Below are 13,094 nucleotides of genomic sequence, written 5' to 3' on the forward strand. Positions count from 1 at the left end.
GCGCCCCGTCTAAGCGAGTATCACTGCGTAAAGCCTGCGAGGGCTGGATACACATCGTCCAGCCCTCGCGACCGTCCACTAACGCGTCCAAACGGTCGGGCGCCCAGCCAACAAGACTGCCGTCGCCATGAGTTCGCAGTGGTGGGGCTTATTCGTTCCGTCGAAGTCCCTCGACTGGGATGCTCGTCGTGGCTGCGGCAGTCGGCCCCCGTCGATGGCACGTACCGTCGCGCGGGGGCTCAGCTCGTCGGGATCCCGTCAGGATCGCTTGGTCATTGAACCAATGTTCTTATGTCCTAACATTTTGGTTGGGTTCACCGTCGGTTCATATGCCATGCGCTGTCCTGTCACGTAGTCCCTGGAAGCTTGTCCGTGCATTCGGGGGACTTTTCGAGACAAGATGAAGGAATACCCATGACCAACCGCTTCTTAGCAGCGGCCGCCGTCGCCGTTGTTGCAGCTACCGCTGTGACCGGCTGCGCCCAAAGCAGTACCTCCTCGACCCAAAACAATGGGACCGGCGCTACTCCGGACAAGACGGTCACCGTCTTCATCAGCGGGGATACCAATGTTCAGAACTTGTGGGAGAAGAGCCTTGTTCCGGCGTTCGAGAAAGCCAATCCTGGCTACGACGTGAAGGTGACGCTGGATCTGCACGGTGAGCACGATGCGCAGACCTTGGCGAAATTGACCAGCGCGACGAAGCAGAACAAGGAACCTGACTTTGACCTGGTGGACGGCGGGTTTGTTCCCAAGGCCTCAGCGGCCAATCTGCTGACCCCCGTGGGCTCCCAGACGATTCCGGCCCTGAATGATGTCCCTCAGGATGTCATCAAAGCCGGAGGCACAGGTGGCATTCCGTACCGCGGCTCTGCAGTGCTTCTGGCCTATGACACCAAGACAGTAGCTAGGCCGCCTAAGACCCTGGATGATTTGCTCGCGTGGATTAAGGCAAACCCGGGCAAGTTCACGTACAACTCGCCGAAGTCGGGCGGCTCCGGGGGGGCCTTCGTTGCCACTGTGTTGGACAAGTTCGTCCCGGCCGACGCCCGCGCGAAGATGGCTGTGGGTTATGAGAAGGATCTGGAGTCGTACTGGGACCAGGGCTTCGCGACGTTGAAGGACCTCAACTCGTCCGTCTTCCAGAAAGGAGTCTACCCCAACGGCAACAAGCAGACCCTTGACCTGCTCGCCAGTGGGCAGATCTCGATGGCTCCGGTCTGGTCAGACCAGTTCATCACCGGCTTGACCAACGGCCAGATCCCTTCCACAGTGAAGGCCACTCAGATCAGCGACCCGTCCTTTACCGGCGGTGCCGCCTACCTCGGCATCCCCAAGTCTTCGCCCCGCCAGGAGGCTGCGCTGAAGCTCGTCAACTTCGTCCTGTCGCCGGACGCGCAAACCATGATCATCAAGGAAATGTCCGGCTTCCCGGCCATCAGCCTGGACAAACTGCCTGCTGACGTGAAGGAAAAGTTCAAAGACGCAGACACGAACAACCTGCGCAAGGGCTACTTTGACCAAATGGGCAAAGACCTGAACAACCTCTGGGACCAGAAGGTTCCCGGCCAGTGACCAGCACGCTTCCCAAGCCGGCGGAACGGCAACAAACGGTTCCGCCGGCCCGTGCCAGGCGCCCCAAGCGTCTGGGCCAGCGAGGCGTCGGGTTCTTCATGGCGTTGCCGCCGATCCTGCTGATCGCTCTTTTTGTCGGCTTCCCGATCGTGCTTGCTTTCGGGTTCAGCATCGGCTTGAACGGCGGGTTGAACCACACAATTGCCACCATTGGCCAGAACGTGCACGAGTCCGAGGGCTGGTGGGGAACGCTGGCGGCGTACCAGGAGATGTTCTCGAACCAGCGTTTCCTCGGGGACCTCCTGGTCACGGTCATTGTGACGCTGGTGAGTACGATCACGGTCCTCTTTCTTGCCCTGGGGATTGGGCTGTACCTCAAACTCAAGGGTGGCCGGATGGCCCGGCTGCTCTCCGGGCTCGCGATTGTGCCGCTGTTCATCCCGGTGGTGATCGCTTCCTGGGCCATCCTGACCTTTTACTCGGGGACGGGTTTCCTCCGGAGCGTCTTCGCCATCGTCGGGCTTGACTTCCCCGTGTGGGCGTTCACGATGGTGGCGGTCATCATCGGCTCGGTGTGGACGTCGCTGCCTTTCGCGGTGCTTATGGTCTCCTCCGGGCTGCAGTCGGTACCGAACGCCATGATTGAAGCAGCCCGCGACGCCGGCGCTGGCTCGTTGCGGACGATCGTCTCCGTCATCATTCCCATGGCTGCCGTTCCGATCATCATCGCGACGACGTTCACCGCTATTGGCATCGTAGGATCGTTCACGGTCCCTTACTTCACGGGGCCTAACTCGCCCAACATGCTCGGTGTGGACATGTCGAACTACTTCTCCTCCTTCAATCAGCCGCAGCAATCGGCCGTCATGGCCTTCACGGTTTTCGTGATTGCCTCCGGAATTGCCGCGCTGTATGTGTGGGCTAACTTCCGTTCCGCCAAGGAGCAAGGGAAAGTCTGATGTCTAACACTCCTGTTTCCCGGGCGCGCACGGCCTCCTCCACCCGCCGGCCGCCGTCGTTGGACTCGATTCTCCGCAGTGCCCTCGTGGGCCTGTTCGTGATCCTGATGCTCGTTTTCATTCTGGGCCCCTTGCTATGGCTGGGCGTGCGCGCCTTCGCCGGCAGTTGGACGTTCCCCAATCTCCTGCCTGATGATTGGACGCTGCGCTGGTGGCAGGTCGTCTTCAACGATGGCGCGCTCAGTATCGCAGTCCAGAACTCTTTGTTTTTTGCCCCGCTAACGGTGCTCGTTTCGGCAGTCATCTGCCTGCCGGCGGCCTATGCGTTCGCCCGTTTCGATTTCCCCGGACGGCGCTTCTTCCTGATCAGCCTGTTCGCCACAAATGCGTTTCCGAAGATGGGGTTGTTCGTCACCCTTGCTGCGCTCTTCTACGCGTTGAACCTCATGAACAGCGTGTTGGGAATCCTGGTGGTACATGTGCTGGGCACGGTGGTGTTCATGACGTGGATCCCGGCGGCAGCGTTCGCTGCCGTGCCGCGGAACCTCGAGGAAGCTGCCCGCGACGCCGGCGCCTCCAAACTTCGCGTGTTCGCTTCCGTGACGCTCCCCATGGCGCTGCCCGGGATCATTGTTGCGGCGGTGATGTCGTTCCTGGCGTCTTTCGACGAAGCCCAGGGAACATACCTGGTGGGTGCACCGGACTTCATGACCATGCCCACCCAGATGTACAGCCTGGTGCTGAACTATCCCACCCAGGTGGCGGCAGTCTTTTCCATCCTGCTGGCCATCCCGTCCGTCGCCCTCATGCTCGCGGCGCACAAGCACATCCTCGGTGGCCAGCTCGCCGAAGGATTCCAGATTAAATAGCGGCCCGTACTCAACCCACGCAGCACGCCCGCGCTCAACGTCAGACAGAGACCCCATGACACTTCATGAACCAGTGACTGAACCCTCCGCCAGCACAACCGGCACCGGAACTGCCGCCTCGGGCGGTGGCCTGACCATCCGTGGCCTTCACAAAATCCTCGGTGGCCGCACCATCATCGACAACCTCGACCTCTCGGTAAAAGAGGGCGAACTGGTATCCCTGCTGGGCCCTTCCGGGTGCGGCAAGACAACGACGCTCCGGATGATCGCCGGCTTCCTGCAACCGGACTCGGGCTCCATCGAGGTGGAAGGCCAAGAGGTGTCACACCTTGGCGCGGAGAATCGCCCCAGCGCCATGGTGTTCCAGAACTACGCCCTATGGCCCCACATGACGGTAGCCAAGAACGTCGGCTTCCCGCTGAAGCTCCGCAAAATGTCCAAGACCGAGATCAAGGACAAGGTGGAGGCAGTCCTTGAGCTGGTCAGCCTCTTGCACCACAAGGATTCCAAACCCGCCCGAATCTCTGGTGGCGAGCAGCAGCGCGTGGCGTTGGCCAGGGCCCTGGTCCAGGAGCCGAAGCTCCTGCTGCTCGATGAGCCGCTGAGCAACCTCGACGCCAAACTGCGTGTCAAAGTGCGTGAAGACATCCGCAGGATCCAGCAGGAACTGGGCATCACCACGGTCATCGTCACCCATGATCAGGAAGAGGCGATGTCCATGTCCGACCGCATCGCCGTGATGAACGCTGGCAGGATCGAGCAATACAGCACCCCCGAGGCCCTCTATGCCCGCCCGGAAACCGAGTTTGTAGCCACCTTCATCGGCAGCATGAACCGCCTGGAAGGCTCGTTCGTCGACGGCCTCATCACCTCGGGTCCCGACATTCTCGGGATTCGACCCGAGGACGTCATCCTTGCAGATGCGCCCTTCGCCGGTGCAGTGCCGGCCACTGTCGAGAGGGTCGTTCCGCGGGGACATTTCCAGGAAGTGTATGTGCGCAGGGGAGATACCCAGCTACGGAGTTTTGTTAGCGGTGAGCTCGTTCAGGCCGGCCAGCAGACATATGCGGGGGTCCGCAAGGCCATGACGTTCCGGGACGGACGGCTGGTGGCAGAGGCCGGTGCGGCACTTTGACCAACATGATTGACACCAAAAGGACCCGCGCAACGGCACATCGGGGCGATTCCAGCAAACACCTGGAGAACACGCTGCCTGCCATCGCCTCTGCCATCGACGCTGGTGCGGACCTCGTGGAGGTGGACGTCCGGGTAACGAAGGATGGGCAGGTGATCCTGCTCCACGACGCCTCGCTGTTGAGGATTTGGGGTCTGGACGCCGACGCTGCGGCTGTCGACTATGAGCGCATCAGGCAACTGGGAGCGGGCGAGGAACGGATCCCGTTGCTTTCCGAAGCCATCGAACTGTTCCGCGGCAGCCGGTCAACGCTGCTCATTGACATGGACGAAGCTGGCCTGGCAGAGGCCGCCGCCGCCGTTGTACGCGACGGCGGCGTGAACGTGGCCTGGTGCGGCAACCTCGAGGGAATGCGGACCGTCCGCGCCATAGACCCCGCAGCCAGGATCTGGCTCCCGTGGAACAAGAGGATCGCCCCACCCAAAGAGCTGCTTACGGAACTGAAGCCCGAGTACGTCAATTCCGAGTACGTGGTTCTCAACAAGGACATCGTGGAACAGATCCACGCCACGGGCGCCAAAGTTGCTTGCTGGACCGTAGACGACGTGGAATCCATGCGCTGGGCATTGGCACTTGGCGTGGATTCGATCACGAGCAACCGGTTGGATCTGCTGCAAGGCGCGATCGCCGAAGACCCCGACGGATGGTCCTCGGCCCAGGCTCCCCGGCGGCTGGCGGGGGACGAGGTTCTCGAATCCCGAAAAGTAGCCTTGGAACTCGCCGCATGGGCCGTCGGGTACATGCGCGACGCCGATCGCGGCCAGGTCTCGACCAAGGCCAACCCCGGTGATCTGGTCACGGAAGTCGATGTCGCCGTCGAGCGCCATGTCCGCGAAGTCATTGCGGCCCGCCTCCCCGGCCACACCGTGGTGGGAGAGGAAATGGGTGGGACCGCGGTGCCCGGGGCACCATGTTGGTACCTTGATCCCGTCGACGGAACCACGAACTACGTCAACCACCTTCCCTGGACGGCGTTTTCGCTTGCCTTGGCTGTGGACCGCAAACCTGAGGTGGCTGTCGTCGCGGATCCATGGCGCGGCGAGATTTTCGAAGCCGTGGCCGGCTGGGGCGCCCACCTGAATGGTCAGCCCCTATCGCTCGCTTCCCAAGGCACCCTGGCGCCCGCGTCTCTTGCCGGAGCCGTCGTGGCGACGGAACTCGCCGGGCACTTGCCGTGGCCCGGAATGCTGGACCTGCTCGCGCAGCTCGGCGACCGGCACAGCATCATGCGGATCATGGGGTCGGCAACCATGACTGTGGTGGGCGTCGCCGCAGGGCGGGGTGCCGGAGCCATCATCGGCAGCTTCAGCCCGGTCGATCATCTGGCGGCCACGCTGATCGTTCAAGAGGCCGGTGGCGTCGTGCTGAATGCTGTTGGCGAAACGGATACCTTCCCGGAGCGTGGCGGGGTGTTGGCGGCGCGTCCGGAATACTCCTCCGAGCTGTACGGACTATGGAGGAAAGCACATGACAGCGCCCGCGGTTGATGTGCAGGGACCGCTCCTCGATGCGGTGTTCACGCTGGACAGGCGGAGCCGCTTCGAATTGATCGGTGAAGTCCGCCTCGGCTTCCCGACGCACCACCCGCAGGGCATGGTGTTCGCGCAGGGTCTGACGTTCCTGTCATCTGTCGAGATCCTCGACGCCCCGCGCCCCGCCGCAGATCCAGCGTTGCGCACTCCGGGCCGGGGAAGGGGCCACATCTTCGTTCTCGACTCACAAGGTGCCTTAATCCGCGACGTGGTCCTCGGCGAGGACACCATGTATCACCCCGGAGGCATTGACTTCGACGGCGAACACGTGTGGGTCTCGGTAGCCGAATACCGGGCTGGAGGGCGGAGTATCGTTTACACGATTGATCCGTCCAGCTTCGAGGTGCGCGAGCGGTTCCGAGTGAATGACCACATTGGCTGGATCGTCCGGGATCCAGGACTGAATCTCGTCTTCGGCGGAAGCTGGGGTTCCCGGCAACTCCATACCTGGGATAGTGAAGGCCGCATGGTCGCCAGCTGGGCGAACCCGGGCCACTTCATTGACTTCCAGGACGCCCAACTGCTGGGCCCGGGCCTGCTGTTGTGCACGGGAATTTCCGTGTTGCCGCAGGAAAACGGCGCGGCTTTCGAACTGGGGGGACTGGCCCTGGTGGAACCGCAGCGGCAGAGAATCTTGCGGGATATACCCATCAGCATATTCAGTACCGCCGGGCACGTCATCACACGGAACCCTGTTACCGTCACTCCAGCTGAATCAGGACTTCACATTCACGCGGCTCCCGACGACGGCGACGACAACGGTGGAACACGGATCCTCAGCTACAGGATCAGCTAGCACAGGCCGAACCGCCAGGTAAATCGAGATTCCGTACTGCAACTATGCCTGGGCACAAGGTTCGGCTCTTCGCCCGACTGCAGCTAAGGCGTGTGGGGTGACGGGTTCAAGTCCCTGGCTGGTGCGCCTTCCGCCTGCTGTCTTTGGAGCCCGGCGGTCCTGGCTATTTCAGCCCACCTGATCCTGTTGGGGGGCGAAGCGAAAAGATGCAGCAGCTTGGGATCGGAAACCTGAAGCCCAGTGCCTTACCTCGAGCTCAATCCGCACCGACAAACGCCGCAATAGCTGACACGCATCGTGTTGGCCATTCTGGCTATCCTGACCGCGGCGGTGGTCGACCTGAGCCCTGCCCTGCCTGGCCTCAGGCAGGGTGCACACATCACAGTGGGAGGCCGCGACGTTCCGGAGATGGGCATGGTCCTGCGCGTGGTGTCTGTGGGCATAGCGATGTGACGGGCTTGGTCACACGGCTTTTCCAATGGAAAACCAAGGCCGGTCGGCGCGGGGTTTAATCGCGGCAGCTGGATACAATCCTCGGCAGCTGGGTACGATCCCCGGCAGAAGCGCCCGGACTGTTTTAGACTTCAGCAACTGGGAGGTTGCGTGCTGGACCGGGGCGAGGACAACACGGAGGATCAATGGCCGGGCAACAGGATGATCTGCTGACACAGTCGCTGCTGCTCGATGAGATCGGGCAGTCCGTGATCGGCATGGACAACCGTTGGCGGGTCACCTACTGGAATCGTGCCTCGGAGCGTCTCTATGGTTACGCAGCCTCAGAGGTGTTGGGAAGGACGCCTCTTGAGCTGGGAATCGTCGGTAATTTCAAGACCCTCGCTCCGGGGCCCACGGGAGAGGAAATCGCTGAGCGGATAGCGAGAGGCAGGGACTGGTCGGGGGAGTTCTGGGTGCGGGACCGGTCCGGCCGGGAGTTCCCGGTCCATGGAACGATCAGCCCAATCAGGGGCCGACACACGGTGCCGGTGGATATTGTGGCCATTTCAAAAGACATCACCGACCGGAAGCACCAAGAGGCCATCCTGCGCCGGCTCTCGGCGATGGTGGAGTCCTCCGGTGATGCGATCATCAGCGCTGACATGGATGGGAAGATCAGCAGCTGGAACGCGGGCGCCGCCAGGATGCTTGGCTGGAGCGCGGCGGAAGCCGTGGGCCAGAACCCTGCGCTTTTCACGACCCGAGGGCCGGAGGACGTGGGCGAGCGGGTCGCCGAACGGATCCGCAACGGGGCATTCGTTCCGGGTCTGGAAGCTAGGTGGCGGCGTAAGGACGGGTCGCTCATTGACGTTGAACTGACGGTGTCCCCGGTCTATGGGCAGGACGGGACGCTGGCCGGTGCTTCCGGGATCGCAAGGGACATCACTGAAATCAAGCGGTTGCGCACCGAAGCTGATGCGGAGCGGCGTCGGTTATTGGCCGCCCAGGAGATGGCGCACGTGGGAAGCCTCGAGTACTCGGCCGATCTGGGTACGGCGTGGCACTCACAGGAGCTCGCCCGGATCGTGGGCCTCGGGCCGGGGGAGTCGTTGTCGTGGGAGCGGATGCTGGAGCGGACCCATCCCGAGGACCGTGACCTGGTGCGGAGGGTATGGCGGAGCCTGCGGGCAGGGGCAGGTTTCGCTGATGTTGAATACCGGCTCCTCCGGCCCGATGGCGGGCAGCGGTGGCTGCATTCGAGGATACGCAGCGTCGATGGCCCGGACGGGAAACCCCTTCAGTTCCTTGACACGGTGCTGGACGTCACGGAGCGCAAGGACGCGGAACAGATCCTGGAATGGCAGGCCCGGCACGACGCCCTGACAGGTCTGCCGAACAGATACTGGATCACCGAGGTGCTGCAGGGTTTCCTTGACCGGGGTTGTTGCCCTGCCGTCATGTTCGTCGATATCGACCGGTTCAAGCTGGTCAACGACGGCATTGGCCACAGCGGTGGAGACAGGATACTGATGCTCGTCAGTGAACGCTTGAAGAAGGCAGTTCGGGCCGGTGACACCGTGGGCCGCTTCGGGGGCGATGAATTCATTATCGTTTGCGAGAACATGGGAATGCGTGCCGCCCAAGTATTGGCCGGGCGGATCCGTGAATGCATCAGGTCTCCATTCGAGGTCGAAGAGCGGCAGATTTTCCTGAACGTCAGTGTCGGCATTGCGCTCGCCGGGCCCGATGACACGGCCCAGTCCATGCTGGGCGGGGCGGACACTGCGATGTACCGGGCGAAATCTGCTGGTGGGGACGCCTCAGTGATCTATCACTCCCGCATGACCCGACGGGCCAGCGGACGCTTGGACCTGGAATCAGACCTGCGGTTGGCCCTGGACAGAGGAGAACTTCGCCTGAACTATCAGCCGATCATCGACCTGGATTCGGAGGCCCCGTTGGGCTTCGAGGCGCTCCTGCGGTGGGAACACCCGGACCACGGCCTCATATCCCCTGAAGCATTCATTCCCATCGCCGAAGAGACCGGCCTGATCATTCCGATAGGCACCTGGGTCCTGCACGAAGCACTCCGCCAGGGGCACCAGTGGCGTCAGCAGATAGATGGCGCGGCAAGCCTGACGACCGCGGTGAACATTTCCGGACGCCAGTTGGTGGCGAAGAATTTCCCGGACATCGTCGAAGCCGCCATCCGGGATACCGGCATCGACGCTGCAGCCGTGCATCTGGAAATAACGGAAACGGTCCTCATGGACGAACCCGATCTGCCCAGGGAAACCTTGCAGCGCCTCTCCCGCTTGGGTGTTTGCCTCTCCATCGATGACTTCGGCACAGGCTATTCTTCCCTCAGCTATCTGAAGTGGCTCACGGCGAAGACGTTGAAGATTGACCGCACCTTCATAAGGGAACTTGGAGAAGACCCCCGCGCCGGAACAGTCATCGAGCTTGTGCTGGGCATGGCGAAAAGCCTCAGACTTGACGTCATCGCCGAAGGCGTCGAAACCCTCGATCAACTCGGTGAACTTCGGCGTCTGGGTGTGACCCGCGCTCAAGGTTTCCTGTGGAGCAAATCGATTCCTTCCGATCACGTCCCGGCCTGGCTGCGCAGCCGGGTGCGGAAAACGGCACAACAGCTTCAGTAAGACGCCCGGATGGTGGTGTACGGATATACGCCGGTCACCGGCAGCCACCTCATCGGCCCGACCTGCTCACAGCAAGCCGGGGGCGTTTTCGCAACCTCGATGGCGGACTGGAACAACCATGCATGGGGCTGACAGGTGCTCTGGCATGTGTCCAATGAGGTTCACGATATTTTTGACGGAATGGGACCCGCGCCCCTGTTGGAGCGGCCGGTCCGGTCGTAGACTGAGAGCGCCTGCAGGTAACCATCAGATGACGCCGGGTTGTTCAGGACATGAGAATGTCCGAGCCTTCTCTTAGCGAGATCGCGAAGGTACCTGCAGGTTCTGCGCATACAGGCTGGAGGGCAGCCCCATCCCAACACCGGGCGAGTCGATCAGGTAGTCGCTCAGAAAAGGCGCCCTCCGCTGGGATCTTTGGCTCTTGCACCACCACAAGATCAGGCGTAACACTGTGTATACGTTCTTCGAAAGAAGGACGGGAACGGACAACAGGGGAAGTCTGGAAGGCACGGTGGATCTGATCCGCAGTGGTCTGCCGGTGACGAGGCAGGAAGCACCAGGACTCCCGCAAGTTCGGGAGATGATGTTCGTCATAACGCAATCAAAATAGTCGAAGCCCCTTCAGCATTGCTGGTGGGGCTTCCCCTATTTAACGCCGACATGGCTGGGCCGGAGCACCCGCAATCGAAATATCGAGACTCCACGTTAGAGAACCCTGAAGTAGAGCTGGCGGTACCACCGGGTTTTCGTGGCCGCCGGTGCAGCGGCGTGAGTGCTGATGTGATCCTTAATTCCAACCTCATTGTTGGAATGTCGCTGGCGTGGGGATAAAACGGGGTAAGCGGCGTCTCAAGGGCCCCGACGCGAGCTTGCGAGCGTGGGTAGGGACCTCCGCGGTACGACGGCGACTGGCGCCCCGCCGTAGTACCTCACCCTTTGGTTGAGCTGCTTCGGGCAAGTGCTAGGCGGCTGCCCGGGGCGAGCTTCAGGGACTTAATGATGGCGTCGGTGACGTCCTCCGTGGTGGCGTTGCCGCCGACGTCGCGGGTCAGGTGACCGCGCCGGTGGCCGCTTCGATTGCGGCTTCCACCTGGTGGGCCTCCTCATGCAGCCCGAAGTGATCCAGCATCAGGGCCGCACTGGCGATGCGACGATCGGGTTGCTGATGCCTTGGCGGGCATTGCCCGGCGCGGACCCGTGGACCTGCCCGAACATGGACGGGAAGCGCCGGTCCGGGTTCAAATTGGCGCTGGCCGCCAGGCGCAGGCAGCCTGCTCTGCAGCTCCAGGCCCGCGAACTCTGTGCCGGTGCCGCCTTGTCCGCCGCCGTTGGTGTTGTTCGGACGGTCGGCGGAATGTAGATCGTGGCTTGGCCTTCCTCTATTGGTTCGAATCCACTTCCTCCGAGACAAAGGGCCAGAAAGGTCAGGTCGTTGGGCAACCACATCTAATGGCCAACGGACACTCACATAAAAACACCCAATACCGTTCAGCCATATTCGTTCAAGTTCAAACAGAATTCGGCCTTTGAACGAAAATCGGTTACTAATGCGAGAAGGTCGGGCTGACGCGAGGGCTGGATCGGGTCGATACCACGGTGATGTGGGATCAAACCATCTGGTGCCGGGCAACCGAAGGGCGTCATGACAAAAGGCCTCAAAGTCTAGCCAGAGGACGCCGGCGGGGGCCTGTCACGATTGGGTGTCGAGGTAGTGCACAATCGCGCGCGCCGTTTCTTCCGGTGCACTTACGTGGGGGCAGTGCCCGGTGGCTTGAAGCTGCACCAGGGTGCTGTGTTCCAGGTTCTTGTGCAGGTAGGCGCCCACTTCGGTCGGGGCAAGGCGATCGTTGGAGCATTGCAGAATGAGGCAGCTGGTGTGCAGCTTTCTCAGTTCAGGACGGGTGTCGGAGAAGAAAGTTACTTCGGCGAAGTGTCGTGCGATGGCCGGATTTGTCCGGCAGAAGCTGACACGCAGGTCCTCAGCTAATTCCGGCTCTTGCGGGTTGCCCATGACTATGGGCGCCAGCGCCGCGGCCCAGGCGAAATAGTTGCTGTCCAGAGATGCCAGCAGGCCTTCGATGTCTTCCCTCGAGAAGCCGCCGATGTAGCCATCGTACGGGTCGTTCGTATGGCGGGGTGAAGGAGCAAGCAGGATCAGGTGGGAAAAACGAGTGGGTTCCTGCGCTGCGGCGACCACGGCGATCATGGTGCTGACACTGTGTCCCACCAGGATGACGTCCTCAAGTTCAAGGGCGGCGCAAATTTCCAGCAGATCCATCGCGTACCCATTCAGGGACCCGTACTTCTCCCAGTCATAGGCGCTGATGTCGGAATGTCCTGCACCAACATGGTCAAAAAGCACCAGCCGGTAGTCATTAACGAAGTAGGGGAGCAGCTTCCGCCACATGCTCTGATCGCAGCCGAAGCCGTGGGCAAACATCAACACAGGCCCGTCCTCCCGGCCCAATAAGGTGACGTTGTTTCGGGCGCTTACCGCAGCAACTGCTTTGACCACATTCTCACTGACCCTCACGTAGGGTGTCGTTCTTTCCCAGACTATCCACGGGAAATAGAGAAATCCTAGGGTTCCAGCCACTGTGACTTTCAAGGCGGCGACGATCCAACCCATTTGGGGAACCGGCACATCGGCGGCCTGTATCGACCGGAGCCGCGACAAGGAGTTTAACGGCCAGGACAGTGGAGAGTGCGGCGAAGGGAAGTTCAACGAGGAAGCTTCAAGGACCGCTGTCAGGAGTTGCATACCTGCTCGGCCATAGCGAGCGGGCCGTCTTGTGGTCCATTAGCTCACTTTGTGAGTCCTCAAGTTATGGGCAAATGAAAACCGCCCGTACAGGCGAACCTGTTCGGGCGGTCTTCAGGGCTCCAGGCCAATTTGTTTTGCAGGCTAGGCCGTGGCAACCTGGCGGGCGCCTTCTTCCTTTGGTGTCATTTCGCCGTGTCCGGCGATCATGGTCTGCTCGTCGAAGGGCAGTTCGCCGGAGAGGACGCGGGTGACCTGGGCGCCGTCGATTTCCTTGACCCAGGTGCCTACCAGGACGGTGGCGACGGCGTT

At 61.6% G+C, this 13,094-nt stretch carries 9 protein-coding genes and 1 pseudogene; 8 read left to right on the forward strand and 2 right to left on the reverse strand.

Annotated elements, in window-relative coordinates; genetic code table 11:
• Positions 1 to 414: 414 nt before the first annotated feature.
• The 8 genes from AB0313_RS19785 to AB0313_RS19820 all read left to right on the forward strand — a co-directional run bounded on the left by AB0313_RS19785 (position 415) and on the right by AB0313_RS19820 (position 10,021).
• Positions 415 to 1,575 (forward strand): extracellular solute-binding protein, encoded by a 1,161-nt coding sequence (locus AB0313_RS19785; RefSeq protein ID WP_366307766.1) that lies wholly within the window; start codon positions 415 to 417, stop codon positions 1,573 to 1,575.
• Complete coding sequence (locus tag AB0313_RS19790; RefSeq protein WP_307309809.1) at positions 1,572 to 2,534, forward strand: sugar ABC transporter permease; 963 nt, start codon at positions 1,572 to 1,574, stop codon at positions 2,532 to 2,534. The genes AB0313_RS19785 and AB0313_RS19790 overlap by 4 nt, the downstream gene beginning before the upstream one ends.
• Positions 2,534 to 3,403: an ABC transporter permease gene (locus AB0313_RS19795; RefSeq protein ID WP_141941063.1), complete on the forward strand. Its 870-nt coding sequence runs from the start codon at positions 2,534 to 2,536 to the stop codon at positions 3,401 to 3,403. Before AB0313_RS19790 ends, AB0313_RS19795 begins: the two co-directional genes overlap by 1 nt.
• Before the next feature lie 73 nt (positions 3,404 to 3,476).
• On the forward strand, positions 3,477 to 4,538 hold the full coding sequence (locus AB0313_RS19800) for an ABC transporter ATP-binding protein (protein ID WP_366307768.1): 1,062 nt from the start codon (positions 3,477 to 3,479) through the stop codon (positions 4,536 to 4,538).
• A gap of 5 nt (positions 4,539 to 4,543) precedes the next feature.
• Complete coding sequence (locus AB0313_RS19805; RefSeq protein ID WP_366307770.1) at positions 4,544 to 6,085, forward strand: inositol monophosphatase family protein; 1,542 nt, start codon at positions 4,544 to 4,546, stop codon at positions 6,083 to 6,085.
• On the forward strand, positions 6,066 to 6,926 hold the full coding sequence (locus AB0313_RS19810) for a DUF6454 family protein (RefSeq protein ID WP_366307772.1): 861 nt from the start codon (positions 6,066 to 6,068) through the stop codon (positions 6,924 to 6,926). The genes AB0313_RS19805 and AB0313_RS19810 overlap by 20 nt, the downstream gene beginning before the upstream one ends.
• 300 nt (positions 6,927 to 7,226) lie before the next feature.
• Positions 7,227 to 7,379, forward strand: a complete 153-nt coding sequence (locus AB0313_RS19815) for a hypothetical protein (RefSeq protein WP_366307774.1) — start codon at positions 7,227 to 7,229, stop codon at positions 7,377 to 7,379.
• A 185-nt stretch (positions 7,380 to 7,564) separates the two neighbouring features.
• Positions 7,565 to 10,021 carry an EAL domain-containing protein gene (locus AB0313_RS19820; protein WP_366307776.1) on the forward strand — a complete coding sequence of 819 codons (2,457 nt, stop codon included), beginning with the start codon at positions 7,565 to 7,567 and terminating at the stop codon, positions 10,019 to 10,021.
• A 1,690-nt stretch (positions 10,022 to 11,711) separates the two neighbouring features.
• On the opposite strand, the gene AB0313_RS19825 is transcribed toward AB0313_RS19820, so the two are convergent.
• Together AB0313_RS19825 and AB0313_RS19830 are read right to left on the reverse strand one after the other, a co-directional pair.
• Entirely contained in the window at positions 11,712 to 12,782 is a 1,071-nt protein-coding gene (locus tag AB0313_RS19825) for an alpha/beta hydrolase (RefSeq protein WP_366307778.1), read from the reverse strand.
• Positions 12,783 to 12,926: 144 nt separating this feature from the next.
• A pseudogene (locus AB0313_RS19830) lies at positions 12,927 to 13,094 on the reverse strand (C4-dicarboxylate transporter DctA); the annotation flags it as partial.

This window comes from Pseudarthrobacter sp. NPDC080039, assembly GCF_040702335.1.
Lineage (GTDB): Bacteria > Actinomycetota > Actinomycetes > Actinomycetales > Micrococcaceae > Arthrobacter > Arthrobacter enclensis_A.

Bases quoted from the DNA above. Each gene is read 5' to 3' on its own strand.
- AB0313_RS19785 (WP_366307766.1), top strand. From the start codon at position 415: ATGACCAACCGCTTCTTAGCAGCGGCCGCCGTCGCCGTTGTTGCAGCT.
- AB0313_RS19795 (WP_141941063.1), top strand. From the start codon at position 2,534: ATGTCTAACACTCCTGTTTCCCGGGCGCGCACGGCCTCCTCCACCCGC.
- AB0313_RS19805 (WP_366307770.1), top strand. From the start codon at position 4,544: ATGATTGACACCAAAAGGACCCGCGCAACGGCACATCGGGGCGATTCC.
- AB0313_RS19810 (WP_366307772.1), top strand. From the start codon at position 6,066: ATGACAGCGCCCGCGGTTGATGTGCAGGGACCGCTCCTCGATGCGGTG.
- AB0313_RS19820 (WP_366307776.1), top strand. From the start codon at position 7,565: ATGGCCGGGCAACAGGATGATCTGCTGACACAGTCGCTGCTGCTCGAT.
- AB0313_RS19825 (WP_366307778.1), bottom strand. From the start codon at position 12,782: ATGCAACTCCTGACAGCGGTCCTTGAAGCTTCCTCGTTGAACTTCCCT.